Annotated in this window: 24 protein-coding genes; 7 read left to right on the top strand and 17 right to left on the bottom strand. The window is 71.3% G+C overall.

Translation table 11 applies throughout. The features are described from left to right. Positions 1-154 precede the first annotated feature (154 nt). Positions 155-1,405 (top strand): serine hydrolase domain-containing protein, encoded by a 1,251-nt coding sequence (locus tag H4W80_RS30605; protein ID WP_225963750.1) that lies wholly within the window; start codon positions 155-157, stop codon positions 1,403-1,405. A 73-nt stretch (positions 1,406-1,478) separates the two neighbouring features. After that, positions 1,479-2,822, top strand: coding sequence for an MFS transporter (locus H4W80_RS30600; RefSeq protein WP_192788248.1), 1,344 nt, complete (start codon positions 1,479-1,481; stop codon positions 2,820-2,822). Position 2,823: 1 nt separating this feature from the next. Here the strand turns inward: H4W80_RS30600 and H4W80_RS30595 are convergent, their stop codons facing one another. The 4 genes from H4W80_RS30595 to H4W80_RS30575 all read right to left on the bottom strand — a co-directional run bounded on the left by H4W80_RS30595 (position 2,824) and on the right by H4W80_RS30575 (position 7,539). Further along, positions 2,824-3,369, bottom strand: a complete 546-nt coding sequence (locus tag H4W80_RS30595) for a GrpB family protein (protein WP_192788247.1) — start codon at positions 3,367-3,369, stop codon at positions 2,824-2,826. 22 nt (positions 3,370-3,391) lie between these two features. Beyond that, positions 3,392-5,566, bottom strand: a complete 2,175-nt coding sequence (locus tag H4W80_RS30585; RefSeq protein ID WP_225963749.1) for a DUF6055 domain-containing protein — start codon at positions 5,564-5,566, stop codon at positions 3,392-3,394. 120 nt (positions 5,567-5,686) lie between these two features. Further along, entirely contained in the window at positions 5,687-6,604 is a 918-nt protein-coding gene (gene add / locus H4W80_RS30580) for an adenosine deaminase (protein ID WP_192788246.1), read from the bottom strand. Beyond that, complete coding sequence (locus H4W80_RS30575; RefSeq protein ID WP_318787137.1) at positions 6,601-7,539, bottom strand: nucleoside hydrolase; 939 nt, start codon at positions 7,537-7,539, stop codon at positions 6,601-6,603. Before H4W80_RS30575 ends, add begins: the two co-directional genes overlap by 4 nt. Positions 7,540-7,613: 74 nt before the next feature. Between H4W80_RS30575 and H4W80_RS30570 the strand changes: the two genes are divergently transcribed. The 4 genes from H4W80_RS30570 (at position 7,614) to H4W80_RS30555 (ending at position 11,955) form a co-directional block, all read left to right on the top strand. Next, on the top strand, positions 7,614-8,615 hold the full coding sequence (locus tag H4W80_RS30570) for a LacI family DNA-binding transcriptional regulator (RefSeq protein WP_192788244.1): 1,002 nt from the start codon (positions 7,614-7,616) through the stop codon (positions 8,613-8,615). A 16-nt stretch (positions 8,616-8,631) separates the two neighbouring features. Then, entirely contained in the window at positions 8,632-9,588 is a 957-nt protein-coding gene (locus tag H4W80_RS30565) for a slipin family protein (RefSeq protein WP_192788243.1), read from the top strand. Between the two features lie 126 nt (positions 9,589-9,714). After that, a complete protein-coding gene (locus H4W80_RS30560) occupies positions 9,715-10,533 on the top strand; it encodes an AraC family transcriptional regulator (protein WP_192788242.1) in 819 nt (272 codons plus the stop codon). Between the two features lie 42 nt (positions 10,534-10,575). After that, complete coding sequence (locus H4W80_RS30555) at positions 10,576-11,955, top strand: pyridoxal phosphate-dependent decarboxylase family protein (protein ID WP_192788241.1); 1,380 nt, start codon at positions 10,576-10,578, stop codon at positions 11,953-11,955. Positions 11,956-11,965: 10 nt separating this feature from the next. Here the strand turns inward: H4W80_RS30555 and H4W80_RS30550 are convergent, their stop codons facing one another. The 8 genes from H4W80_RS30550 to H4W80_RS30515 all read right to left on the bottom strand — a co-directional run bounded on the left by H4W80_RS30550 (position 11,966) and on the right by H4W80_RS30515 (position 21,228). After that, positions 11,966-12,823, bottom strand: a complete 858-nt coding sequence (locus H4W80_RS30550; protein ID WP_192788240.1) for a hypothetical protein — start codon at positions 12,821-12,823, stop codon at positions 11,966-11,968. A 124-nt stretch (positions 12,824-12,947) separates the two neighbouring features. Beyond that, positions 12,948-13,703, bottom strand: coding sequence for a GntR family transcriptional regulator (locus H4W80_RS30545; protein WP_185068861.1), 756 nt, complete (start codon positions 13,701-13,703; stop codon positions 12,948-12,950). Then, on the bottom strand, positions 13,661-14,497 hold the full coding sequence (trpA, locus tag H4W80_RS30540; protein ID WP_192788239.1) for a tryptophan synthase subunit alpha: 837 nt from the start codon (positions 14,495-14,497) through the stop codon (positions 13,661-13,663). Before trpA ends, H4W80_RS30545 begins: the two co-directional genes overlap by 43 nt. Then, the gene (gene trpB / locus H4W80_RS30535; protein ID WP_225963748.1) at positions 14,494-15,687 is read right to left on the bottom strand and encodes a tryptophan synthase subunit beta; all 1,194 of its coding nucleotides are present in this window, start codon (positions 15,685-15,687) and stop codon (positions 14,494-14,496) included. Before trpB ends, trpA begins: the two co-directional genes overlap by 4 nt. A gap of 71 nt (positions 15,688-15,758) precedes the next feature. Further along, the gene (locus H4W80_RS30530) at positions 15,759-18,233 is read right to left on the bottom strand and encodes an outer membrane protein assembly factor BamB family protein (protein WP_192788238.1); all 2,475 of its coding nucleotides are present in this window, start codon (positions 18,231-18,233) and stop codon (positions 15,759-15,761) included. After that, positions 18,218-19,087, bottom strand: a complete 870-nt coding sequence (locus H4W80_RS30525; protein WP_192788237.1) for a hypothetical protein — start codon at positions 19,085-19,087, stop codon at positions 18,218-18,220. The genes H4W80_RS30530 and H4W80_RS30525 overlap by 16 nt, the downstream gene beginning before the upstream one ends. Next, positions 19,084-20,766: an outer membrane protein assembly factor BamB family protein gene (locus tag H4W80_RS30520; RefSeq protein WP_192788236.1), complete on the bottom strand. Its 1,683-nt coding sequence runs from the start codon at positions 20,764-20,766 to the stop codon at positions 19,084-19,086. Before H4W80_RS30520 ends, H4W80_RS30525 begins: the two co-directional genes overlap by 4 nt. Positions 20,767-20,805: 39 nt before the next feature. Then, positions 20,806-21,228, bottom strand: coding sequence for a hypothetical protein (locus H4W80_RS30515; RefSeq protein WP_192788235.1), 423 nt, complete (start codon positions 21,226-21,228; stop codon positions 20,806-20,808). A gap of 150 nt (positions 21,229-21,378) precedes the next feature. Between H4W80_RS30515 and H4W80_RS30510 the strand changes: the two genes are divergently transcribed. Then, positions 21,379-21,747 carry a DoxX family protein gene (locus tag H4W80_RS30510; RefSeq protein WP_192788234.1) on the top strand — a complete coding sequence of 123 codons (369 nt, stop codon included), beginning with the start codon at positions 21,379-21,381 and terminating at the stop codon, positions 21,745-21,747. 8 nt (positions 21,748-21,755) lie between these two features. Here the strand turns inward: H4W80_RS30510 and H4W80_RS30505 are convergent, their stop codons facing one another. The 5 genes from H4W80_RS30505 to H4W80_RS30485 form a co-directional block, all read right to left on the bottom strand. Continuing rightward, positions 21,756-21,893: a hypothetical protein gene (locus tag H4W80_RS30505; protein ID WP_192788233.1), complete on the bottom strand. Its 138-nt coding sequence runs from the start codon at positions 21,891-21,893 to the stop codon at positions 21,756-21,758. Between the two features lie 83 nt (positions 21,894-21,976). Continuing rightward, positions 21,977-22,951: a sugar-binding transcriptional regulator gene (locus H4W80_RS30500; RefSeq protein ID WP_318787136.1), complete on the bottom strand. Its 975-nt coding sequence runs from the start codon at positions 22,949-22,951 to the stop codon at positions 21,977-21,979. A gap of 72 nt (positions 22,952-23,023) precedes the next feature. Continuing rightward, positions 23,024-24,016 carry a D-ribose ABC transporter substrate-binding protein gene (locus H4W80_RS30495; protein WP_225963747.1) on the bottom strand — a complete coding sequence of 331 codons (993 nt, stop codon included), beginning with the start codon at positions 24,014-24,016 and terminating at the stop codon, positions 23,024-23,026. Between the two features lie 16 nt (positions 24,017-24,032). Beyond that, complete coding sequence (locus H4W80_RS30490) at positions 24,033-25,115, bottom strand: ABC transporter permease (RefSeq protein ID WP_192788232.1); 1,083 nt, start codon at positions 25,113-25,115, stop codon at positions 24,033-24,035. Then, positions 25,112-26,626, bottom strand: a complete 1,515-nt coding sequence (locus tag H4W80_RS30485) for a sugar ABC transporter ATP-binding protein (protein WP_318787135.1) — start codon at positions 26,624-26,626, stop codon at positions 25,112-25,114. The genes H4W80_RS30490 and H4W80_RS30485 overlap by 4 nt, the downstream gene beginning before the upstream one ends. Positions 26,627-26,669: the final 43 nt, after the last annotated feature.

Below are 26,669 nucleotides of genomic sequence, written 5' to 3'. Positions count from 1 at the left end.
CTGCCCGGCCGTTGCGGACCGTGCTGCAGCGCCGCCTGGGCCCTGGCGACCGCACTGCGGGAGGCTGCCTGGGCGCTGCGGACCACGCTGGAGCGGCGGCTGTCCGTCGAGGGTTAGTCTTGAGGCATTTGTGACAATTGGGGGAAATGTGACCATGTTCAGCCGCCGACGGCTTCTCCAGGCGGGCGCGGGTGCCGTGCCGGCGATCGCGCTGGGGGCACGTCCCGCTTCGGCCGCCGTGGCCGAGCCGCTGACCACGGGTGTCGTGCCGAGCGCGATGGCCGGGTTCGACAAGGCGATGAAGACGTTCATCACGGAACGGGACATCTCCTGCGCCCAGCTCGCGGTCGCCAAGAACGGCAAGATCCTGCTCGCGCGCGGCTACGGCTTCTACTCCAAGCCGGGCGCCCCCATCGTGCGGGTGCAGCCGACGTCCCTGTTCCGGGTCGCCAGCCTCAGCAAGAACATCACGGCGGCCGCGATCGTCCGGCTGGTCCAGGACGGCAAGCTGACCCTGGGCGCCAAGGTGGCCTCCGTGCTGGGGCTGTCCACCACGGCGGACCCCCGGCTGGCGAACGTCACCCTGTGGCGCCTGCTCCAGCACCTCGGCGGCTGGGACTCGAGCGTGTCGGGCGACCCGCTGTGGAACGACTACACGATCTCCGCGTCGCTGGACGCGCCGCTGCCGATCAGCCACGCCGACATCATCAAGTACGTCACCGCGAGGAAGCTCGACTTCGACCCGGGCACGAAGTACGCCTACAGCAACTACGGCTACATGCTGGCCGGGCGGATCATCGAGAAGGTCTCCGGCACGAGCTACGAGTCGTACGTGCGGCAGAAGCTCCTCGCACCCGCCGGGATCACCCGGCCGCGCCTCGGCCGCAGCCTCCGCTCCGAGGCCTTCTCCACCGAGGTGACCTACGCCTCGAAGTACACCCACAAGAGCGTCGTGGACCAGTCGGGCGCCGTCGTGCCGTACCCCTACGGCGGTTTCAACATGCCCAACCAGGACGCCAACGGCGGCTGGCTCGCCTCGGCCGTCGACCTGGTCAAGTGGGGCTTCGTCTTCAACGCCGCCGGGCCCGTGCTCAACGCCACGTCGATCTCGCGGATATTCGCCAAGCCCGAGACCGGCGTGACCGCCGGCGGCTCCTGGTACGGCCTCGGCTGGAACGTGCGCGACAACAACGCCGGAGGGCTGAACACCTGGCACACCGGCAGCATGCCCGGCACGTACAGCTTCCTCGCGCGGGTGCAGAACGGCGTCAGCTACTGCGCGATCTTCAACCGCAGGGAGGAGGAGGGCACGCTCGACTTCGACGCGATCGACCCCATCCTCGGTGCGGCGATCGGCACCGTGAAGACGTGGCCCACCACTGACCTGGCCCCCAAATACTTCTAAAAGCAGCATCGTGACCGTCAATGTTGCGTCATGTAACGTCGCGGGAAAGGTAAGACCTACCGAGGAGCGGTAGATGGCAGAGGAGCAGCGACCCGACGCGACAGGTCAGCAGCAGACGAGAAGGCAACTGGTCCGGGCGGTGATCGCCTCCGCCGTGGGGACCTCGATCGAATGGTACGACTTCTTCCTCTACGGCTTCGCCGCCAGCACGATCTTCGCGGAGCTGTTCTTCCCCAAGAGCGACCCGACCACGGGCCTGCTCCTGTCCCTCGGCACCTACTTCGGCGGATTCGCCGCCCGTCCGATCGGGGCGGCGATCTTCGGGCACTACGGCGATCGGATCGGCCGCAAGGCCACGCTCATCATCACGCTCCTGAGCATGGGTATCGCCACCGCGCTGGTCGGGCTGGTGCCGACGTACGAGCAGATCGGCATCTGGGGCGGCATCCTGCTGACCGTGCTGCGGCTGCTGCAGGGCATCAGCGTCGGCGGTGAGTGGGGCGGGTCCGTGCTGCTGGCCACCGAGTGGGGGAAGTCGCGCGGCGGGCGGCGCGGGTTCCTGGGGAGCTGGCCGCAGTTCGGGGTGCCCGTCGGGCTCGTGCTCGGCTACCTGGCCCTTGAGGTGTTCCAGCCGCTCGACCCCGACTGGGGCTGGCGCATCCCGTTCCTGCTCAGCATCGTGATGGCCGGCGTCGGCCTCTACATCAGGCTCGGCATCCTGGAGACGCCGGTCTTCACCAAGGTCCTCCAGGAGAACCGGGTCGAACGCGTCCCGGTGCGCGAGGTCATCGTCAGGAACTGGCGGGAGATCGTGCTGAGCGCGCTGCTCCGGACCGGGCAGCAGGCGCCGTTCTACATCTTCACCGTCTTCATCCTCACGTACGCCACCAAGACCCTCGGGTTCAAGGCGGGTGACATCTACCCGTACGTCATCGCCGCCGGGATCGTGTCGCTGTTCACCGTGCCCTTCTGGGGATACGTCTCGGACCTCGTGGGCCGCCGCAAGCTGTACATCATCGGGGCCGCGGCCATGGTGGTCTGGTCGTTCGTCTACTGGCCGCTGCTGGACACCCGCGTCCCCTCGCTGGTCCTGCTGGCCATCGTGCTGGCGGCGCCCATTCACGACATCCAGTACGGCCCGCAGGCCACGTTCATCGCCGAGAGCTTCACCGGGCGGCTGCGCTACAGCGGGGCCTCGCTCGGCTACCAGCTGGCCTCGGTGACGGCGGGCGGGCCCGCGCCGCTGATCGCGGTCTGGTTGTACGCGACGTACCAGAGCTCGTTCGCCGTAGCCGTCTATATGGCGATATGTGCGCTGATCAGCGTGGTTGCGGCGTTCGCCTTGAAGGACCGGTCGAAGCAGGATTACGCGGTCGAGTACGACGACGTACCGACCAAGACCGAGACCAGCCCTTGAGTCACGCGTCGCTCGGCCCCGGCGCCCAGCCGGTGACCTGAGACCAGCCGTCGGCCTGGCGAAGCGTGTCCCAGACGAACGGCCGCTTCGCCTCGACGTATCGGTGCCGCTCGTGCCGGAACTCGGCCGCGAGACGCCGCTTGACCGCCGCGTACTCGGCCGCGCTTTCGGGGTGGGCGCGCAGGTAGTCGCGGAAGAGCAGGGAGAGCTGCTGGGAGAAGCTGCCCAGCACGCGTACATGGACGTGCGTGCGGCGCTCGCCCGACGCCTCGCGGAAGTAGCGCTTGGTCAGGTCGGGATTGTCCGCCCGGTACACCAGGCCGAGGCTCTCCAGCGGCGGCCTGAACGCCTCCGGCGGCTCGAACGACCGCACCGACACCTGGACGTCGATCACCGGCTTGGCCGCCAGGCCGGGCACCGCGGTCGATCCGATGTGATCGATCCGCGGTGCCACGTCGCCGAGCCGCCGGCGCAGGGCCTCGCCGATCCTGGCGAACTCCTCCTGCCAGGCCGGGTCATGGTCCGCTATCTCGACGGGGTCTGCCATGCGCCGATTATCCTGCGTCCCATCAGCCGAAGGCGCGGACCTCCAGGAGGCCGACCGAGCCCTGGCCGCTCTGCAGCACGACCCGCAGCCTGGTGGTGCTGACAGCGGTGAACGTGACCGGGTTGTAGGCCCCGGCCGTGATCCCGTACGCGCTCGCCCCGGGCACGTCCGCGTACGCGCTGCCGTTCCAGTACTGCAGCTTCCACGAGGCGGGCACGCGCACGCCGCCCCCGTCGTCGAAGAAGTAGACCTCGGCCGACTTGATCGTCTGGGCCGAGGACCAGGTCAGCTCGGCCCACTGGGTGCCGGTCTCCGGCCAGGTGCCCCAGCGCGGGCTGGGCACGAGGCCGTCGTTGACGGCGGCGACGCTCTCCCAGGGCGAGGTGTAGGAGGCCGAGGGCGTCGCGCTCGAAGCCAGGTTGACGGGCGTGGGGTCGCCGCCCCCGCCGCCGAAGGCGAGGTCGGCGTCGCTGAAGATCGGGTGGGACGGGTTGACGTCCGCCTCGCCACCGCCGCCGTCGCAGCGCCGGTCGGGGTTGAACATCAGGTACGTGCCCGAGGAGCAGGCCGTCGCGGGCTCGGCGTCGCCGCCGACGACCACGCTGCCGCCGAGGTTGGCGCCGCCCTGGACCAGCGCGCTGTTCTTCACCACGGCGCTGCCGCCGACGGTCGCGCCGCTGTTGACCCAGGCCAGGTCCTCGATGCGGGCGTTGCCGCTGACCGTGCTGTTGCCGTACACGGCGGCCCGGGGGCCGACGTAGGCGGTGGCGGCCACGTTGGCGCGGTTGTCCACCCAGCCGCCGCCGTTGGAGTGCCAGTGGCCGCCGCCCGGCGCGGCCGGCTTCACGTGACCAGGCTCGAAACCCCACGGCGTGGCGCCCTGCAGCCGGAACTGGTACGGGTAGCGGTAGTTCTTCGGGTAGCCGTCGAGGAAGGCGTACTTGTGCACGGCGCTCGGGGCGCCGACGACCACGAGGTAGACGTCCTTCTCGCCCGCCTGGGTCTGGAAGGTCACCTCGCCGTTCGAGGAGCTGTAGATCGGGCTGTAGCGGGGCGTGCCATTCTTCACCGCGACGAACCCGTACGACCAGCCCGACCCGGCCGCGGAGTTGACGTGACCCCTGAACCGCATCCGGATGAGCGCGCCGTCGCTGCTCGGGACGAGGCGGATCTTGTTGTAGCCGTAGTCGGAGGGGGCGATGGCGTCGGAGATGCGGAAGTGCCCGGCCGAGGCGTTGACCGCCTGCACCTCGACGCCGTTGTAGGCCGTGACGAAGGGATACAGGCTGTTGATGAACGGCATGAAGTCGGCGCGGTTGGAGTAGTCCCACGTCACGTTGCGCTGGGCGTACTCACCCAGCCGCCGGTTGAGCTCGGCCTGGTCGATGCCGGCGATCCGGCGGTAGGTCTCCAGCGGGTGCTCGTTGCTCCTGGCCTCGTTCCACAGCCGGTTGAACATGGCCAGGCCGTCGCGGTCCTTGATGTACTGCAGCAGCATCCAGTTGCCGTAGTGGTGCCGGCTGCTGCTGTAGGCGAGGTTCTCCGTGCGGATGAACCTCGTCAGGTCGCCCGCCGCCGTCTTCGGGTAGACCTGCATGGCCATGAACTCGGCGCTCGTCTCCCAGAACGTGCCCGCGCTCGGGTCCGTGAACCCGTAGCCGGACCTGCCGAGGAACGTGTAGTTCTGGAACACGTGCCCCAGCTCGTGCGCCAGCCCCCAGGAGCCGGGGAGCGCGGCGGCGGGGGCGATGTTGATGACGCCGACCTTGCCGTCGGTCGAGCCGCCCGTCGCCCACGCGTCGAGCGGCGCGTTCGACCAGGTCCTGGTGACGATGACGATGATCTTGTACTGCGCCAGCAGCCCGGTCTCCGGCGTGAACTTCATGGTGTTCACGTAGAAGGAGTAGAGGCTCTCGAGCTGGCTGAGCATGTTGTCGGGGTCGAAGTTGTACGGGGAGGGCGCGGCCTTGGGGTTCGTGCCCGATCGGTCGCCCCATAACAAGATGAAGTTCGCGGATTCCTTCGTACGGTCACTGGCCCACGGCACCTCGCCCGTGCTCTGCCAGCGTGCCGGGATGAAGACGCTCTTCGCCGCCGCTGAGGTCGCCGCCGTGGCCGCCGTGGCCGCCGGGGTGGTCGTGAGGAACGCGGTGACAAGCATCAGGAGGGCGATCGTCGCCGCCCGCAATCGTCTCATTCGGAAACCTCCGTGAGCCGCTCTTTGTGTTAGCGCTAACAGCGTGCGTTATGTCACATATTTTGGGCGGCATAGAGTGTTGAGGTTCGCAACAGAGACTGTCAAGACCCGGTGAAACTTTCAGTCCCGGCGAAAGGCCGCCTCCGCCGCGTTCGCCTGGGCGCGCTTCTCCTGCTCGGCCGTCCACCCGGCGAACTCCCGCTCCAGCGTGGTCGCGGCGGTGGTACGCGTGTCGGTGCTGATCGTGACCGCCAGCCCGTCCTCCAGCAGCGGGATCGCGGGGTGCTCGGACATGCCGGGGACGGCGCCGGTCAGCACGTTGCTGATCGGGCACATGTCCAGGGCGATCCGGTCGCGGCGCAGCCGTTCGAGCAGCGCGGAGTCGCCGGTGCAGCGGACGCCGTGCCCGATCCGGCGGGCGCCGAGCACGTCGATCGCCTCCCACATGCTCTCGGGGCCCGCCGCCTCGCCGGCGTGCACCGTGCAGGGGAGACCGGCCGCGTGGGCGAGGTCGAACGCGGCCCGGTGCGGCGTGGCCGCGTACAGCAGCTCGTCGCCGGCCAGGTCGAGCCCGGCCACCTTGTCGCGGTGCCGCAGTGCCGTCTCGGCGACGGCCAGGCTCTGCTCCGGCGTCTGATGCCGCAGGCAGCACAGCAGCAGCCCGGTACGCACGCCCGTCGCCGCCTCGCCCGCCGCCAGCCCCTCGGCGACGGCCTCGACCGCCTCGTCGATGGTCATGCCCTGGCGCCCGTGCTGCTGCGGGGCGAAGCGCGCCTCGCCGTAGACCACGCCGTCCGCGCTCCAGTCCTCCACCAGCTCGCGGGCGGCCCTGCTCAGCGCGTCGGGCGTCTGCAGCACCTGGAGGGGCACCTCGATGTACGTGATGAACCGGCCCAGGCTGCCGCACCCGGCGGGCGCCGTCACCAGCTGCTCGACGGGGGCCTCCAGGGTGATGCCCTGGCGGCGGGCCAGATCGGCGATCGTGCTCGGGCGTACCGATCCGTCGAGGTGGCAGTGCAACTCGTAACGCCGGTTCATCGCGGTCCCTCACAGGTGTCGAAGAGCAGTTGCTTGAAAGCGGTCTCGTCGACCCGCCGCACCAGTGTCAGGTTGGGTGCGGGGGCCGAGCGGCGGCGGTCGATGATGAGCTGGCCGCGGGCCTCGTCGCCGAGCGCGACGTCCACGTACGCCCGCTCCCGCTCGACGGCCAGCTCGGGCCGGAGCGCCACGGCCATGGCGACGGGGTCGGGCAGGTCGTAGCCGGACAGGCCGGTGACGTCGCGGGCCCACTCGGCGACCGTCCGGTTGACGCGGTGGGCGAAGGTGGCCATGGGGGTGCCGATCCGCTCCAGCCGGAGCTGGTCCGCCGGGGTCATCACGGCGTCCCGGCGCGAGACGTCCCAGCCGATCCAGGTCACCTGGTCCGGTGTGGCGGCCTGGAGCACCACGCGGGCGGCCTCGGGGTCGACCCACACGTTGAACTCGGCGGTGGCCGAGACGTTGCCCCACAGGTCCGCGGCGCCGGCCATGCAGTACACGTGCCGGTACCGGCGGAGCAGGTCGCGGTCGCGGAGCAGGGCGGCGGCGAGGTTGGTGAGCGGCCCCAGCGTGACCAGCGTCAGCTCGCCGGGGAGGCGGCGGGGCGCGGCCAGCAGGACGTCCACGGCGTGCTCCCGCTCGGCGGCCCCCAGGGGGTCGGGGAGGTCCAGGTCGCCCATCCCGTCCTGGCCGTGGACGTGCTGGGCGGTGGACAGCGCGCGGGTCATGGGGCTCTCGCAGCCCTCGTGAACGGGGACGTCCGGGCGGCCGGCCGTCTGCAGGGAGATGAGCGCGTTGCGGGTGGCGGTCGCCAGGGGCACGTTGCCCGCCACCGTCGTCACCGCGCGTACGTCGCCCAGGCCGCTGGCGGCGGCCAGCAGCAGCGCCACCGCGTCATCCGAGCCGGTGTCGGTGTCGACGATCAAGGGCAGCACGGTCACCTCTTGTCTAATCGTTTAGAACCGCCAAGTGCATATCTAATCGATTAGATGCGAGAATGTAAACCGCCATGAGGAAACGTCCGAGCACTCTGGCCGACGTGGCCCGCCGAGCGGGGACCTCGACGGCGGTGGTCAGCTATGTGATGAACAACGGCCCCCGTCCCGTCGCCGCCGCCACCCGCGAGCGGGTCCTGGCCGCGGCGGCCGAGCTCGGCTACCGGCCCAACCGCATCGCCCGCGCGCTGCGCTCGCGCACCACGGGCGTGGCCGGGCTGGTGCTGGCCGACGCGTCCAACCCCTACTTCGGGGCCCTGGCCAGGCACGTCGAGCGGGCGCTCGAAGGTCGCGACCTGCTCACGCTGGTCGGCAACGCCGGCTATTCGGCGCAGCGCCAGCGGCATCTCGTCGAGCGTTTCCTGGCCGCCCAGGTCGACGGGCTGGTGATCGTCTCGGCCGACTCCGTGGGCGACGTGGCCGAGGTGGCGGAGGCGGCCGGCGTACCCGCCGTCTACGTCCACCACGGGCCCCCGGGCGCGCCGGTGGCGGCGGCCGACAACCAGGACGCCGTACGGGAGGCGGTCGCGCACCTGCGCGGGCACGGGCACCGGCACGTCGCCTTCCTGGCCGGCCCCGACGACGAGGGGCCCGTGGGCGTGCGGCGGGCGGCCTGGCAGGCGGCCGTCGCCGGCGACCCCGGCGCGGCGCTCCTGCGCTGCGACTACTCGCGGGCCGCGGCGGACGCCCTGACCCGCGGCCTCGCCGCCGCCGGCACCCTGCCGCGCGCCCTGGTCACCGCCACGGACGAGCAGGCCATCGGGGTCCTGTCCGGCGCCTGGGCCCGCGGCCTGGCCGTCCCCGACCGGCTGGCCGTGATCAGCCTCGACGGGACCCCGGAGAGCGCCCACACCGCTCCGGCGCTCACGGTGACCGAGCAACCGCTCCAGGCCATGGCCGAGCAGGCCGTCGCCCTGCTGTTCGACGAGGCGGCCGCCCCGCTCGCCGCCCGCGCCGCCCTGATCCCGCGGCGCAGCTGCGGCTGCGCGGGAGGAGATCTGGACCTAGTCTCGTAAGAGAAGGGATAGGTCCATGGACATCAACATCGTGCTCGGAGTCATCGCCTTCTTCCTCTTCTTGGTGGTGGTCACCGGGGTGAGAGTCGTCAACCAGGTCGAACGCGGCATCGTCTTCCGCTTCGGCCGGGCACAACAGCAGATCCGTCAGCCGGGCCTGAGGTTCCTGATCCCCGGGGTCGACCGGATGCGGAAGGTCAACGTCCAGATCGTCACGATGCCGATCCCCACGCAGGAGGGCATCACCAGGGACAACATCTCCGTACGGGTCGACGCCGTCGCCTACTTCCGGGTGCAGGACCCGATGCGGGCCGCGATCGAGGTGCAGAACTACCTGTTCGCCGTCGAGCAGGTGGCGCAGACCTCGCTGCGGTCCATCATCGGCAAGAGCGAGCTGGACGATCTGCTGACCAACCGCGAGGAGCTGAACCGGGGCCTCGCGCTCATGATCGACAGCCCGGCGCTCGGCTGGGGCATCCACATCGACCGCGTGGAGATCAAGGACGTGCAGCTGCCCGAGGCCATGAAGCGGTCGATCGCCCGCCAGGCCGAGGCGGAGCGCGAGCGGCGCTCCCGGGTGATCGTCGCCGACGGCGAGCTGCAGGCCGCGGGCAAGCTGGCCGACGCCTCGGGCATCATGGCCCAGACGCCGGGCGCGCTGCAGCTGCGCCTGCTGCAGACCGTGGTGGAGGTCGCCGCGGAGAAGAACTCCACGCTGATCATGCCGCTGCCGGTCGAGCTGCTGCGCTTCTTCGAACGGGCGACGCAGAACGCCGCACCGGCCGGGCCCGCCACGGCCGACGCGGAACGGGTCCAGACCGGGCCCGCCGCGGTCGGCTCCGAACGGGTCCAGCCCGAGCGGCCCGCCCTCGCGGAGGAGGAGGCCGTTCCCGAGCTGCCCGCGCAGCGGAGCGAGAGCGATCCGGCCCTTGAACCCGGACAGAAGCCAGGTGATCTCCCGCTGACCCGGTGAGAGCCACTCGGCGACGTCCGCGACCACGGCAGGATCGACGTGCCGCGGCGCGCTCACGCGCGCCCGCGAACTGATGAGGTCGCAGGAGCGGCGGTGCGGGAGTGCCGGAATCGGTGGGAGGACGTCATGGCATCCGGAGAGTTCGCCAGCTATTGGCGTTACGGCGGCCTCGGTGGCCTGGATCTGATGCGGGCACGTTTCGTCCGGCGCCGGTTCGCCCGGCACAGCCACGAGACGTACGCGATCGGGACGCTGGAGGCGGGCCTGGAGGAGATCCGTTTCGCGGACGGCGTCGAGTACGCGGGCATCGACGACGTCGTGCTGATCGAGCCCGGCATCGTCCACACCGGCGAGTCCCCGACCGCCGACGGGTGGACGTACCGGGTGCTCTACCCGAGCGTCGAGCAGATGCGGGAGGTCGCGGACGAGCTCGGCGTGCCCGCCGGGATCCCGTCGTTCGACCGGAGGATGGTGCCCGACGCGCGGGTGGCCCGGCGGGTGACGGCCGCCCATCGCGCGGCGGAGTCCGGCCCGTCGCTGGCCGCCGACTCCCAGCTGCACGCGTTGCTGACCGTCGTGCTCGGCGCGTACGGCACGCGCCGCCCGAGGCGCCCGGCCCGCTCGACCGGGCACAGGAGCATGGCCGAGATCCGCGACCTGCTCCACGCGACCATGCCGAACCCGCCCGGCCTGAACGAGCTGGCCGCCACGGCCGGGGTCACGGCGTTCGCGCTGTTGCGCTCGTTCCGGCGCGCGTACGGCATGCCGCCGCACGCGTACGTGACCCAGCTGCGCGTCTCGAAGGCCCGCGAGCTGCTGCGGCAGGGCGTGCCGCCGGCCGAGGCCGCCGTGGCGGTGGGGTTCTGCGATCAGTCGCACCTTTCGCGGCACTTCCGGAGCCTCGTCGGCGTCCCGCCCCGCGCTTACCAGCGGGGAGTGCAATAACGTCCAATCCATGATGTTCGGCACCGGTTTACGGTGCCTCGCGTGACAACCGACGAAAGTGCTCTTCCCCTCGAACTCGACCGATCCGCCGTCGCCCGGCTGGGCCGCCAGGCGGTGGACTTCCTGGCCGACTGGGTCGCCGAGCTGGACTCGGCGCCCGCGAGCGACTACGGGCAGGTGGACCGGCTGGCCCCCGCGCTGCTCCGGCCGCCCCCCGACGGCCCCGGCGACTTCGGCGCGCTCCTGGAGACGTTCCGCCAGGCGGCCGGGCAAGGCGTGAACACGGCGGGGCCCGGCTACCTGGCCTACTTCCCGGCGGGTGGTCTGGTCACCGCGGCGCTGGCGGAGCTGCTCGCCCAGGCCGCCAACCGCTTCACCGGAGTGGCCCAGATGTCACCCGCCCTGGTCGCCATGGAGCACGGGGTGGTGACCTGGTTCTGCGACCGCTTCGGACTGCCGGCGGGCGCGGGCGGGCTGGTCACGACGGGTGGCTCGCCGGCCACGTTGTCGGCGCTGCTCGCGGCCCGGCACGGCCGGCCGGGCGACGGCACGTTGTACGTGAGCGAGCACACGCACTACTGCGTCGCCAAGGCCGCCCGCATCGCGGGCCTGCCCCCGGAGCGGATCCGCGTCGTGCCCGCCACCGCGGACCTGCGCATGGACGTCGCGGCGGCGGCCAGGATGATCGCCGACGACCGTGCGGCGGGACTGCACCCGTTCCTGCTGGCCGGCACCGCCGGGACCACCAGCTCCGGCACCGTCGACCCCCTGCCCGAGCTGGGCGAGCTGGCTCGCCGTGAAGGGCTCTGGTTCCACGTGGACGCGGCCTACGGCGGCGGCTTCCAGCTCACCGAACGCGGCCGGACCCGGCTCGCCGGGATCGAGGCCGCCGACTCGATCGTGTTGGACCCGCACAAGAGCCTCTTCCTCCCGTACGGCACCGGCCTGCTGCTGGTGCGCGACCCGGCCGTGCTCCACGCCGCCCACGCGGCCGACGGCCGGTACCTGCAGGACCTGCGGGAGCTGGACGGCCTGCCCGACTACGGACATCTCGGGGTGGAGCTGACCAGGGAGTTCCGCGGCCTGCGGCTGTGGCTGCCGCTGCACCTGCACGGCGTGCGCGCCTTCGAGCGGGAGCTGGACGAGAAGCTCGACCTCGCCGGCCACGTCCACCGCCGGCTCGCCCAGGACCCGCGCTTCGAGGTGCCGTGGCGGCCGGACCTGACGGTCGTGCTCTTCCGGCTGCGTGGCACGGACGAGCGCAACCGGCGGCTCCTGGCGGACGTCAACGACACCCAGCGCGTCTTCCTGAGCAGCACCACCGTCGCCGGGAAGTTCTTCCTGCGCCTGTGCGTGCTCAGCTTCCGCACCCACGCCGACCGCGTCGAGGAGGCCCTGGGCATCATCCGCACGGCGGCGTGAGCGTCAGGAACTAGTGCTTGATGGGCAGGTCCTTGCGGGCCTGCTCCAGGTCCGTCTTCCAGATCCACAGCCGGTTCGGCGGCGGGACCTGGTGGTAGCCGTACAGGCCGACCTCGGTCAGGGTGCGCAGGTCCACGCACACGCGCTCGTAGGCGTTCGCGATGGCCTCCGCGGGACTCTTCAGGTCCTCGGTGCCGAGCTTGACGCAGGCCCGGTACTCGTAACCCAGCAGCAGCTCGGGGCCGAACTGCGCCCACGCGCCGCGCTTCTGCTCCCAGGCCACCTCGGCCTCGTCGAGCATCAGGTTCAGGTCGAAGGTGGACGGGATGGAGGGGTAGATGAGGAAGCTGGCGGCCCACCCGAGGGACAGCAGGTCGAGGTTGAAGGTGCGGCGCTGCGGGTCGTCGCGGGGCGGCAGCGGGTCCGACGTCCCGCCGGCGAACCAGGGCGCGGTGTAGGCCAGCAGGCGGCCGTGGTTCTCGACGAGCTCGCCGGTGGCGATGACGGCCAGCTTGCGCTGGGTGCCGTCCGGGCGGGTCAGGCGGGTCTTCACCATGGTCTTGTGCGCCTCGGCCGCCAGCTGGCCGGCGGTCATGTGGTGATCGGCGGCGTTCGGGGTGATGCGCGAGATGAGATATTCGCGCAGGTGCTCGGGGATGGCGTCGTACGTGCCGTCCTGCAGGCGGGTCTTGGTGCGCTCGAGCGCGGCCTGGGCCGTGACCGGGGTGCCCCCGAAGTGGGTCTCCGGGGTGTCGATGGACACCATGCGGACCGACATTTCGATCTTCGGGGTGTCACCGTCGATCACGTCGGTGAGCTTGTAGTCGTTGGCGGGACGGCTGGGCCCGACGAAGCCGAGATTGATCATTTGCGCTCCAACACCCGGGTGAGACCTGGAGCACCAACGTCGCAGCCGACCGGCCTTCCCCGGCGACGGACACGCTGACCTGCGCCGACGTAGATCGAAAACATTGACCAAGATCTACCTGGGGTCAGGTGCTCGCGCCCCAGGTGAGCGACAGGCCGGTGGCGGCCCGTTCTGTGCGGATCTCCATCATGCTGGCCAGGATGGTGGCGTGGTCGGCCACCAGCGCGGTGGCGTCGAGCGCGTACGTGATCCGCTCGCTGAGGAAGACCGGGCTGCCGGGCGGCTCCCCGAGGTGCGCCGCGACGGCCGGGTCGAGCAGGCCGGGCCGGATCTTCTCCGAGGCGCGCGCCACCGCCACGCCGCAGTCGGCGAGGGCGCCGTAGAGGGAGACGGCGGTGAAGTCCCGATCCCGGATCTGCTCGGCGGCCGGCCGCCGGATCCAGGAGACCTGGTGGATCGCGGGGCGGCCGGCGAACTCGCGCACCCGTTCCAGCCGCAGCGCGCTCTCGCCGGGAGCGGTGCGCAGCTGCGTGGCGACCCCGGCCGGGACCCGGCGCAGGGAGCGCCCGAGCACGACCGTGCGAACCTCGTGGCCCTGCTTCCTGAGGTCGTCGGCCAGGCTCTGCAGGGAGCCGAGCTGGTAGGCCAGGTGCGGCGGGGACACGAACGTGCCCCGTCCGGCCTGCTGCACGATCAGCCCTTCGTCGCTGAGCTGCCGGAGCGCCTGGCGCAGCGTCATCAGGGTGACCCCGTACGAGGCGCTCAGCTCGCGCTGGGGCGGCAGCGCCGCGCCGGGGGCGTAATGTCCCGACCGGATCTTCGCGGCGAGGTCGGCGGCTATGGCGCGGTACCTCGCCTCGTGTCCGGCGTCGCGGGCCATCGTGTTTCGTCACACTCCTGGTCCAGGGCCCGCCGCAGGCCCGTCAGGTAGGCGCCGACGTCGTCCGGCGCCGCCCCGTCGAGGATCCGGCGCATGATCGCGGTACCGATGACGACGCCGTCGGCGCGCCGGGTGGCCTCCACGGCCTGTTCCGGCGTGGAAATGCCAAATCCTAGCAAGACCGGCCGGTCGCTGCCCTGCTTGATCCGTTCGGTCAGGGCCGCGGCGGGCTCGGCGAGCGCGGCCCGCTCGCCGGTGGTGCCCATCACCGAGACGGCGTAGACGAAGCCCCGGCTGCGGCGCGCGATCTCGTCCAGCCGTCGCTGCGGCGTCGCGGGGGAGGCGAGCAGCACCAGGTCGACGCCGGTGGCGGCGGCCGCGTCCGCCAGCTCGCCGGCCTCGTCCAGCGGCAGGTCGGGCACGATGAGCCCGGCGACCCCCGCCCGGCGCAGCGCCCGGCAGAACTCCGCGGGCCCGTCGCGCAGCACCAGGTTGTAGTAGGTGCTGGCGACCAGCGGCACGTCCAGGCGCAGCTCGGCGACCTCGGCCAGGATGCCGTGGGCCGTCGCGCCCCGGGCCAGCGCCGCGTCCGACGCCTCCTGGATGGTGGCGCCGTCGAGCGTCGGGTCGGAGAACGGCAGGCCGAGCTCGATCGCGTCCGCGCCGGCGGCGGCGAACGCCCGCAGGTAGCCGGTCCAGCCGGGGGTGATGCCGCCGGTCACGTACGGCATGAGCAGCTTGTGGCCGCCGTCGCGCCGGGCGCGCAGCGGGCTTTCGAGCAGGCCGGTGCTCATACCAGCTCCTTCAGGGTGGAGATGTCCTTGTCGCCCCTGCCGGACAGGGTGAGCAGGACCGTCGCACCGGGCGGCAGCTCGCCCGTACGCGCCGCGCGGATCACCCACGCGACCGCGTGCGCCGACTCCAGCGCGGGCACGATGCCCTCGGCGCGGGCCAGCCGCACCGCCGCGTCCACCACCTCCTCGTCGGAGACCGTGACATAACGCGCCCGGCCGAGGTCACGCAGGTGGGCGTGCTCCGGCCCGACCCCCGGGTAGTCCAGGCCGGCGGCGATGGAGTGCGCCTCGGTGATCTGCCCGTGGTCGTCCTGGAGGAACAGCGAGCGGAAGCCGTGCAGCACGCCGAGGCTGCCCCTGGCCGCCCCGGCGCCGCCCTCCGCCTCCACCCCGATGAGCCGGGCGGAGGTGCCGACGAACCCGGCGAACGTGCCCGCCGCGTTGGAGCCGCCTCCCACGCAGGCCACGACGTAGTCGGGCACGGCGGCCGGGAGCGCCCCGGCGCACTGCTCGCGCGCCTCGTCGCCGATGACCCGCTGGAACTCGCGCACCATCCACGGGTACGGGTTGGGCCCGATGACCGAGCCGACGCAGTAGTACGCCTCCTCGGTGTCCGCCACCCAGTGGCGCATCGCCTCGCTGGTGGCGTCCTTGAGGGTACGGCTGCCGGTGCCGACCGGCACGACCTCGGTGCCCAGCATGCGCATCCGGAACACGTTCAGCCCCTGCCGCTCGACGTCCCGTTCCCCCATGAACACGGTCGCCGGCAGCCCCAGCAGCGCGGCGGCGGTCGCGACGGCCACGCCGTGCTGCCCCGCGCCGGTCTCGGCGATCAGCCGGGTGCGGCCCATCCGGAGCGCGAGCAGGGCCTGGCCCAGCACGTTATTGATCTTGTGGGAGCCGGTGTGGGCGAGATCCTCCCGCTTGAGCAGCAGGGTCACGCCCAGCTCCGCCGACAGCCGCCGCGCCGGGGTCAGCGGCGTGGGCCGCCCCACGTGCAGGGCCAGCGACTCCGCCAGGCTCTCGCGGAAGGCCGGGTCGGTCCGGGCCTCCCGGAAGGCCGCCTCCACCTCCCGGCACGCCGCGACCAGCGACTCCGGCACGTAGAGCCCGCCGTACTCCCCGAACCTGCCCCGCTCCCCGGGGTCCTCCATCACACCTGGCCGCGTCGCCAGGACTCCTGTCGCCATGTGCCTCACCCATCTATAACTCTTGAGACTGTTCTATAACAGTTGAGTGTGGCACAGACTATGTGGAAGCGCTACGCCGCCCCGGCGGCGAGCGTCAGCCCGTCGTGCCCGTAGGCCCTGGCGAGGTGGGTGAGGGGCCGGCCGAAGAAGTCGGTGACCGCGAGGGCCTGTTCCTCGGAGGTGAGAGCGTGCCAGACGAGGAGCCGCTTCTCGCCGTACCAGGAGACGAGAGAATCCGGCTCGACGGGGATCCGGGCGGTCCTGGCGCCGTTCGCGGTCCGCCACAGGCAGGTCTGGCTCGTGCGTCCAGGGCAGTGGGTGGCGAAGACCAGGCCGGAGGGCGACACCCAGTTCTGTCCGTCGATCAGCTTCCCGACGTTCCCGAGGCGACGGTTCACGGTGCCGTCGAGGTTGAAGAACGTGACGTCCAAATCGTTGTCCGCGCCCTCGGCCGCGTCCTCGTACTCGGTCTTGGGTCCGGACTGCAGGGCGACGGTCCTGGCGTCAGCTCCCCAACGGAACGCGCCCGAGTAACGGTCACCCTCGGTGACGCGGACGAACCGGGGACGCATCGTGGCCAGGTCGATGATCACGAACCCGGTGATCGTGTCCGCGTCGGTGGCGGTCAGCAGCAGCCGCCGCCCGTCCGGTGACCAGACGGGCGAGGCCACACCCATGGGAGCCTCGACGGTCGGGATCCGGTGGACCGACCGCTTCGCGGTGTCCAGGATCGTCACCGGGTCCCGGCCGCGCGAGGGGTGGTTCTCCGTCGTCCGGGCTCCCCAGGCGCCGCTCGGCGAGAGCGCGTGCACCTTCGTGCCCAGCCGGGTGAAGGTTCCCTTCTCGCGGACGTACGGGTGCCCGTCCAGCACGTACGCGGTGACCACGGGCGGGGCCGTGAGGTCCTGGGCCACCGTCACCTTCGTCCCGGGCAGGCGGGACAGGACGAGCCGCCGCGAAGGCGCGACGGGAAGCGTGGCCGGTGCCCGGACGCCGGGGCCCGCGTCGCGTAACCGGTCGGCGATCGATCCGGCGAGCGCCGTCAACCGGCGCCGGATGGGAAGGTCGCTCGACGTCACGGCCGCCACCACCGGGCCGGCCCGGAAGTAGATCCTGCTCGGCGGAGAGCCGTCCACCACGGCCTGGTCCCCGATCCCGGCGGACCGGTAGGCGTACACGTCTGCCAGGGCCTGGACCATATCCGCGGCCTCGTCCTCATCGTCGGCGATCCAGATCACGCGGAGGCTGAAGGAGCCGGCGCCCGGCTCTGTGTAGCTACAGGAGACGGGCCTGGGCAGCGTGTATCCGTACAGGGCGGTCTGAGGCTGACCGGGTGAGAACGTCCCGGCTGGCAGTAGCGCGCAGGCGTCCGGCCAGCGGCCCGGGTTCACGCCCGCGAGCAGCGAGGGGCCTGTGCCCGGCGGGACGCGCCGCAGGGCCGTGACGCGCACGCGGGCGGTCTGCCCCGCCGCGTGCATGACGCTCCCGACGTAGAGCCGCTGACCGGCCGACGCCAGCACCTCGGCCGGGAGGGGCAGGCTGTACGAGGTCGCCGCCCCGGTCCCTGGCTCGATCGAATCGACGACCGGGAACCCGCCGAGCCCGGCCCGGGCTCCGATGCCGCCCTCGACCAGCTTCGCGTACTCCGGCGCCGGCTTCACCTGCCACAGGGGCGCGCCGTCCGGCCAGGACGTCGCCGCCAGGACGTCGTCCTCGCCGCTGTGATAGGTCGTCAGCACGAGGCCGGGCCCCCGCGCCACGGCGCAGCGCGGCCAGCATTCCCCGTGGTGGAGGACGGCCCGTCCGCGGTCGTCGAACAGCGTCATCGCGCGGTCCCCGAAGAACGCGATCACGCCGTCGGCCACCTGGAAGTCCGGGGAGGTTCCCGCGGGGAGCGGGATCGAGCGGAGCGTCGTACCGGTGGCGGCGTCCAGCAGGAGCACGCGCGGTGACCGGCCGCAGGCGAGGAACAGCACCACGTCGGCGGCGCGGGCCGCCGAGCCGGAGACGTCGCACCCGGCGGGCACGCGGAAACTCCACACCTCGCGGCCCGTCCCGGTCGCGATCCCCTTGACCGCGCCGGCCGCCCCGACGGCGAACACCGGCGAGCGGTCCCGGGGAGCCGACGATCTCCTCCAGCCTGGCGGGAGGGACGTCCCCTGCCTGCGCCAGAGCTGCCTGCCGGTGGTGCTCGACAGTGCGATCAGCTCATGCCTGCCGCTCGCCTGCCTGGCCGGCCGGTAGTAGTCGATCAGGACGACGCCGGAGGCGAGGTCCCAGCCCGTGGCGGACGCGGTGGTGAGCTGGTACCTCCACCTCGGGCGCCCGTCGTCCGTCCCGAACGCCAGCACGCCCCGCCCGGTGCGCAGGAGGAAGTCGCGGGAGGTCAGCGCGTGCTCGTAACCCTCGCGCGGGATGGGCACGTCGGCGTGCCAGAGGGAGACGAGCCGCGCTCTCGGCAGGGCGCCGGCCGGCGCGCTCGCCGGCACCAGGGCCATGCTCAGGAGGAGGACGGCCAGGAGGCATGCCCTCACCACCCGCGGCACGGCTGGTTCCTCTTCCAGACCCGATAGCCCCCGCCGAGGAGAGTGGGATCGCCGTAAACGGTGGCGTACCCCTTGGCCTCTCCCGTGACCCTGAACGGCTGCCCGTCGGCCTCGCGGAAGAACGCGCTCGCGGGCTGTTCGTCGGCCTTGTAGACGTAGACCACCTCGATGTCCCACTCGTACCAGCGGAGTTCGGCCGTCGCGGTGAAGTCGATCGTGACGCGCTCGCCGTCGGCCAGGTCGATGCTCTTGGGCAAGAACCGCGAACCTCCGCCTTCAGGCGTCTGGCGATCGAGGTCCACCTTGACCTCGTACTCGGCTCCGTCCCCCTGGGAGGGAACGGTGAGGCAGGTGCCCGTGGGAACGGGACCGGAGCGGAGAATCCGGGGCCGGACGTCGATGATCCTGATCGGCTCGCTGCGCCGCCCCTGGAGGACGACGACCACGTTCATCTTCCGCACGCGCGCCGCGTGATTACGTGACAGCATCTCGGTCAGCTGCTTGAGGCGCGGGCCTCGCATCAGCATGGCGTGATCGGCGGGCGGCAGCTGGTCGTGCGTCGCCACGGAGTCCGTCACGTCGAGCCTCGACGTGACCGTGCCGGCCAGGACCGGTGCGCCGGCCAGATCCTCGGCCGCGTCCACCAAGGTGGGCCACAGCCCGGCCGCCACGCCGCAGAGCACCAGCGCGACCCCGGCGGCGATCAACCGCGGGAGCCTGGGGACACCTCGTGAGATGATCGTCACGTCCCGTGCGGTCGTGATCTGGATGTTGTCCCCACCGACCACCGAATCCCGCAGCACCGGGGCCGCGGTGGCCGGCTGGCCCGGCTCCGCGCCGGGCAGGCGGGTCATGCCGCCGCCCGGAGGCTGCCGGCCAGCGCGCGGGCGAGCCGCACCGCGACGTCACGGTTCCCCGCGCCGTCCATGCGGACCAGCGCGCCGCCCACCCGTACGACCGTTTCATCGGTCATGTACGTGCTGACGTACAAGCGCATCCAGGGCTCGGGGCTGGAGATCCGGCTGGGGTCCTTCTCATCCCACTCGGCGGCGATGGTTTGCAGTATCGTCTCCGCCTCGCCCGCCGTCGCGCCCACCCACAGGACGCTGATCGTGAGCACGGGGTGCTTCGCGTCACCGGGGACCAGGTCGCAGCCGATGGGGGTGCTCAGGCCGAGTCCGGGCGGGCCCGGCAGTGGGAGTGGCCGGTAGCGGGCCTTCGGAAACTCGGCCGCCAGTGCCGAGGGCGGGATGAGGGAGCACGTGTCCGGCCAGGCCCGGGTCTCGACGCCACCTCTAGCCGTGCGGCCAGGGTCGGTCATCGGCGGTGCGACCGTTCTGTACGCCAGCAGTGACTTCGTGTCCTCGTTCGAGTCGGGGGCGAGGAGCAACGCGTACCGGCTGATGCCGATCACGTCCTCGTAGATCGGGAACGTGACGACAGGCGTCTGCTTCGCCGTCGCCGGATCCACTGTCACGATGGCGGAGCCTTGGAGCGTGGCGCCGAGCCGCCTCCTCCCGTAGATCCTCCCGTCCACCGCCTCGACCGTCTCGAACTCTCCCGCCTCGCCGCGGATGGGCGTGACGCGGCGCGATCGCCGGTCCACCGCGTCCGCCACCATGGACTTGCTGACGTCGTCCTGCCGTACGACCACCAGGCCCTCGGCCGTGGCGGCCCACAAGCACACGCACGTCTCGCCCGCCGTGTGCTCGTAGAGCCGCCGTCCGTCGGTGTCGTAGACGGTGAAGGCGTTGTCGCTCTCCACACCGATCGCCCGGCCGCTGATCCCGATCACGGGAGTCCCCGACGGGAAGACCTCCCGTTCCCAGAGGAAACGCCCGGTGGAGACCCCCAGCACGCGCAGTCGGAAATGTCCGGCGCAGTTCATCAAGTACGCGGCCACCGACTCGTCCGCGTTTCCCGACTCGACGTGGCATCCGGGGGAGATGGTGGACTCCCACCGCGGCTGCCCGTCCACGGCGTCCAGAGCCCGCACCACGCCGGCGGAAGGGATCTCGATCAGTACGCGTTCCCCGCCCGAGCCGAGGTAGGTGAAGTAGGGATCGGGCATCTCGGAGCCGTAGAACCCCGACGTGAGGTTCCAGAGGACCGTCCCAGTGCGCCCGTTGAAGGCGAGCAGGCCGGCGCCCGGGGAGACCACCTCGCTGTCCTCGTCGTCGCGCTGGGCCACCGCGACGACGTAGTCACCCGTGGCCTCCAGCGATTCATCCGGCGGCAGATGGACGCCGATGTCCGACGCGCTGAAGGACCACAGGATCTGACCTGTCACGGCGTTCCTGCCTTCGACCCGCTCGCCGTGCGTCAGGACCAGGACGTCGTCCAGGAAGAGCGCACCGGGCCAGTCACCTCGGAAATGGGCCTGCCATAACAGGGAACGAGTCCCGGCGGGAATGGCCGGTCCCGGCCGCTCCACGGGAAAACGCGGGGCCGGCGGGGCGAGAATCGCGAGGAAGGCCAGGCACAGCAGGGCATGCCACACCCACGACTCGCGAATCCGCCGTCGCCTGATCACGAGATATATCTACGTGGAACGCGGACCCAAGTAAACGCTTCAGCGCCGGCGGATGTCGATATCCCGCGCCTGGCCTATCTGGATGTTGTCACCGGATATCGAGCTGCCGGAGACGATCTGGCTGCCGTCGTTGCCGACGATCGCGCCGGCGGGAGCCGTCCGCAGCAGCTCCGTGACGTCCCTGACCAGCTCGGGATCGGCGGCGAGAGCCTTTTTCAGCTGGCCGCGCAGCGCGGCTACGAGGTCCTCGTCCCCGGGCGTCTCCACCAGGTCCTGTACGGCGGATTCGATGCGGTCGCGGCTCTCCTCCCGCTTGGCGAAACGCCGCAGCAGCCGGCGTCCGAGATTAACCGACTCGTCGGCCGCCAGGTCCTGCGTTTTGGTCAGCACCGCGGCCCCGTAAGCGCCGACGGCCGCCGTTATATAGGGCATGACCTGGCCGGCAATCGCAACGATGTCCATGCGCCCCTCCTCGTCTGCTCATTTCATCGCAACTGATCAGGAAAAGGGTTACCCCATTCGTGAGATTTTTCCGGCCGCGGGCTATGTCACATTCGCCGGCGTCGAGGGCTCTCAGTGGCGAACGCCGCTTCCGCTTTCCAAGGAGCTCTCTTGACCACCGCCTATGTCGTCACCGCCCTCGTGACCATCGCCGCCAACACGTTCTCGGGCCTCGCCGCCATGACCCGGCTCGAACCGATCATGCGGACGCTCGGTCCCGCGCTGAAGACGGCGGGAGTGCCCGAGTCGTGGCTGGTCTTCCCGATCGGCGCGCTCAAGGTCGCGGGCGCGCTCGGGCTGGCGCTCGGGCTCCTCGGCGTCCCCCTGGTCGGCACGGCCGCCGCGGCCGGGCTCATCCTCTACTTCGTCTGCGCCCTCTACACCCACCTGCGCGTCAGCGACTTCTCGCCGACGTTCTTCCTGGCGATCGGGTTTCTCGGGCTGGCGGTGGCCACGCTGGCCCTGGACCTCGTGAGGTGAACCCGCGGCTACGAGCCGGCCGTGGCCAGCGGCCGCGTCGCCGCGCTGGGCTCCGCACCCTCGGCCGAGCGGGCACGTACGGAGCCGGCCGCGACCGGCGCCCAGTTCTTCCTGAGCCCGCGGACGGTGGGGTTCCACCTGTACACCCGAAGCTGGGGATCTCTTCGCGCGCCGACCCGGCGGGCCTCGGCCTGGGCCCTCCTCGTTCGGTGGATCCAGCGTAACGCGATCAGGAGCAGAGCAGGCGGGCGACCGTCAGGTCGGTGATGAGGACGTTGACCCAGCCGCCCTCGATCGCGGCCTTGATCGCGGAGAGCTTGCGCATGCCGCCCGCGACCCCCACCCGCCGTTCGACGGCGCGGAAGGACGGCGCGTCGATGCCGATGACGCGCTGGTCGAAGCCCGAGTCGACGGGTTTCCCCGTGGCGTCGAAGAAGTGCAGGCAGACGTCGCCGACGGCGCCGAGCCCGCGCAGCTCCTCCTGGTCGGCCTGGCTGACCGCGTTGCCGCTGCTGAGCAGCAGCGGCGAGGGCTCCAGGCTGCCGATGCCGACCAGCACGACGGTCAGGTCGTGCCACTGCGCCTGCACGTCCTTCACGCCGGGGTCCTCCAGCAGCGCGTCGCGGATCGCGGTGGTCGCGACCACGCCGGGCAGGGGCACGAAGATCGGCCGGGCGTAGGTGAGGTTGGCCAGGCGGGCGACCAGCCGGGTGGCGTGCACCTGCGCCTCGGGGCTGCCGACCCCGCCGACGAGCTGGATGACGCGGTCGGCGACCTGGGAGTTCTTCTGCGGCAGGCGTTCGACCGTGGCCAGCAGGGTCTCGCTCCAGGACGAGATGCCGATCACGTCGCCGCCGGTGAAGGTGACGCCGAGGTAGGCCGCGGCCGCCGAGGCCAGCGACGGGATCACGTCGTCCTGGTAGTCCTCGACGTCCACGACCACGGCGTCGCGCAGCCCGTAGCGCCGCTGCAGCTCCTCCTCCAGCTCGGTGTGCACCCCTTCGGGGAGCGTGACCACCGTGCGGACCATGCCCCGCGTGACCGCCTCCTTGAGCAGGCGGGACACGCGGGGCTGCGAGATGTTGAGCGTGGCGGCGATCTCGGGCTGGCGCATGTTCTGCTCGTGGTACATGCGTGCCACCCGGGCCAGGAGGCGCAGGTGATCCTTGGTCGTGTCGCGCCTACGTTCCGGGTTCTGGACCACCGCGCACCCCTTTCTATTCACTCCTGAATGAAGCCTATTGTCCGTACCGCGGTGGCGGAGACTCCGGCGGGGTCACTTCCTGGCGAACACCCCGAACTCGTCGGCGTTGTCGGCCGTGACGAGCTCGCAGTCGATGGACTGCTTCTCGTCCTTGCCCGTCTTGCCGGTCTTGATGAACTGGTCGGCCTGGTCCACGGCGCTGGTGGCGCCGAGCGCGGCGGGTTGCAGCGCGGTGGCGTGCATCTCGCCCGCCTTGATGGCGGCGATGGCGTCGGGGCTGCCGTCGAAGCCGACGACCACGACCTTCTTCAGCAGTCCCGCGGCCTTCAGCGCCGCGACCGCGCCCAGGGCCATGGTGTCGTTGCCGGCGATGACGCCCTGGATGTCGCGGCTCTTCTGGATGATGGTCTCCATCTTGGTGAACGCCTCCTGCTGGTCCCAGTTGGCGCTCTCCTTGGCCACCGGCTTCAGGTCCGGGTACTGAAAGATCACGTCGGCGAAGCCCTTGGAGCGGACGCTGGCGTTGGTGTCGGACTCCTTGCCGACCAGCTCGACGTAGTTGCCCTTGCTCTTCATGGCCTCCACGAACGACTGCGCGACCAGCTGGGCGCCCTGGGAGTTGTTGGAGACGATCTGGGCCTTGGCGACGCCGGTGGCGTTGATCTCCCGGTCGATCAGGAAGACCGGGATGCCGCCCTGCGCGGCCTTGCGGACCGGCCCGATGGAGGCGTCGGCGCCCGCGTTGTCCAGGATGATCGCCTTGGCCTGGCGGGAGATGGCGGCGTCGATCAGCTCGCTCTGCTTGTTGGGGTCGTCGTCGTGGGAGGCCACGGAGGTCTGGTAGCCGAGCTTCTCGGCCTGCGCCTTGGCCGCCTCGGCCTCGGCCTTGAAGAACGGGTTGTCGTGCGACGGGGTGATGATCGCGATCAGGCCGCCGGCGCTGCTGCTGCCGCCCGCCTTGGCGGTGCTCGCGGGCTGGTCGCCGCCGCCGCTGCCGCAGGCGGCCAGCATGGTGCAGCCGAGCAGGACGGACAGTGCCAAAGTGACGATGCGGGTGGGGGGCATGGTGTCTCCTTGTGGTTCAGTCGTGCTTCTTGCTCGCGGCGACCGCCGCCGCGGCGGCTCCCCGTCGCTTGAATCGCTGCTGGCCCTGGTCGAGCATCACGGCGAGGATGATGACCGCGCCCTTGATGAGGATCTGCCAGAACGTCGACACGCCCAGGATCACCAGGCCGTCGGCGAGGAAGCCGATGACGAACGCGCCGACCAGGGTGCCGCGCACGGTTCCCCGGCCGCCGCTGAGCGCGGCGCCCCCGATGACCACCGCCGCGATGGCATTGAGCTCGTACGTCTCCCCGGCCTGCGGCGCGGCCGAGGTGAGCTCCGAGGCGATGATGAGCCCGGCGACCGCCGCGCAGGCCCCGGAGATCACGTACACGATCGTCTTGACCCGCCGGATCGGCACGCCGGACAGGTCCGCGGCCCGCTCGTTGCCGCCGGTGGCGTACAGCCAGCGGCCGAACGGGGACTTGGCCAGCAGCAGCACGGCCGCCACGGCCAGCAGGATCATGATCCAGATGGAGGTGGGCAGGCCGAGCGGGCGCCCGCTGCCGAGCAGCTCGAAGCCGGTGTTGCCGAGCGCCGGGTTGCCGCCCAGGTTGGGGTAGGTGGCGCCGTTGGAGATGAGCATCGCCGCGCCGCGGGCCACGTACAGCATGCCGAGCGTGGCGATGAACGGCGCCACGTTGAAGCGGGTGACGAGGATCCCGTTGATCAGGCCGACGGCCATGCCGACCGCGACGCACAGCACGATCACCACCCACACCGGCGGGTAGGCGATCACGCCGCCGACGTGCAGCCCTTGCAGGAGCTCGCCGGCGACCACCCCGGACAGGCCCACGATGGAGCCGACGGACAGGTCGATGCCGCCCTTGAGGATGACCAGCAGCATGCCGAGCGCGATCACGCCGTTGATGGCGACGTGCTTGGTCATCGTGATCAGGTTGGGGACGGTGAGGAAGGAGTCCGACAGCAGGCCGAAGATGACGATGAGCACGGCGAGCGCGATGAAGGCGCGCAGCTCGAAGGCCACGTTCAGCAGCGAGAGGCGGCGGGCGCGGGTGGCGGCCCGCTCCGGGGCCGCGGTGGTCGCCGTCGCCGTCATGACGAACCGTCCTGAGTTCCGCCGTCGGACACGCGCATGAGTTCCTCCCGGGTCAGCTCGCCGCGCCGAAACTCGCCGACGAGGGCGCCGCGGGCGAGCACGAGCAGCCGGTCGGGGATGTGCAGGGCCTCTTCGGCGTCGGATGTGGTGAACAGCACGGCCAGGCCCCTCCTGGCCTGGGCCGCCATCAGCTCGAAGATGTCGGCCTTGGCGCCCACGTCCACGCCGCGGGACGGCTCGTCCAGCAGCAGGACGCGCGGCCCGGTCAGCAGCGCCTTGCCGATGATCACTTTCTGCTGGTTGCCGCCGCTCAGCGACCCGATGGCCGCCTGGGCGCCGCTGGTCTTGACGGTGACGTCGGCGATGGTGCGGGTGACGGCGGCGCGCTCGCGCTCCTGGGAGACGAACAGGCCGCGGACGAACGTGCCGAGCGCCGCCAGGGACAGGTTCTGCCCGACCGACATGGTCTGGACGAGCCCGTCGCGCTGGCGGTCCTCGGGCACCAGCACCACGCCCCGCTCGATGCGGTCGCGGATCCCGGCCTCGTGCAGGGGCGTGCCTTCCAGCAGGATCTCGCCGGAGGACGGCCGCAGGCGGCCCGCCAGCGTCTCCAGCAGCTCGGTGCGGCCTGAGCCCATCAGCCCGTAGATGCCGACGATCTCGCCCGCGCGCACGCTGAGCGACAGGCCGTTCACGGCCAGCCGGTCGGGTACGCCCGGGTCGGCCACGGTGAGCCGGCGGACGGCCAGCGCCTCCTCGCCGAGCACCGGCTCCCGGCTGGGGAACAGCGTGTCCTGGTCGCGGCCGACCATCTGCTCGACGATCCAGCGGATGTCGACCTCGTCGGCCCGGGCCGTGGCGACCAGCCGCCCGTCGCGCAGCACCACGACGTCGTCGGCGATCTCCAGCGCCTCGTCCAGATGGTGGGAGATGTAGACGACGGCGACGCCCGCGGCGGTCAGCTCCCTGATCACCCGGAAGAGCACCTCGACCTCGGGCGCGGTCAGGGCCGAGGTCGGCTCGTCCATGATGAGGACGCGGGCCCGCTGCAGCAGCGCGCGGGCGATCTCCACGAGCTGCTGCTGGCCGAGCCGCAGGTCGCCGACGAGCCGGTCCGGGTCGACGTCCTCCTCCAGCCGGCGCAGGACCGCGGCCGTGGCCTCGCGCTGCGCCCTGCGGTCGATGGAGCCGTACGCGGTGCGGACCTCGCGGGCCAGGAACAGGTTGTCCTGGATGCTGAGGTTGGGGCAGAGGCTGAGCTCCTGGTGGATGATGGAGATGCCCTGGTCGGCGGCGTCGCGCGAGGAGTGCAGCCGCACGGGCCGCCCGTCCAGCTCGACGTGGCCGGTGGTGGGCCGCTCGATCCCGGCCAGGATCTTCATCAGGGTCGACTTGCCGGCGCCGTTCTCGCCGAACAGCGCGGTCACCCGGCGGGGCGCCACGTCGAAGTCGACGCCTTTGAGCGCGTGCGTGCCGCCGTACACCTTGGTGACCTCGCCGGCCCGCAGCACGGGCCCAGAGACGGGCCGAGAGACGGGCCCAGAGACGGGCGCG

This window comes from Nonomuraea angiospora, assembly GCF_014873145.1.
Lineage (GTDB): Bacteria > Actinomycetota > Actinomycetes > Streptosporangiales > Streptosporangiaceae > Nonomuraea > Nonomuraea angiospora.
The sequence above is the reverse complement of the archived record's forward strand: the minus strand, read 5'-3'. Positions and strand labels throughout refer to the sequence as shown.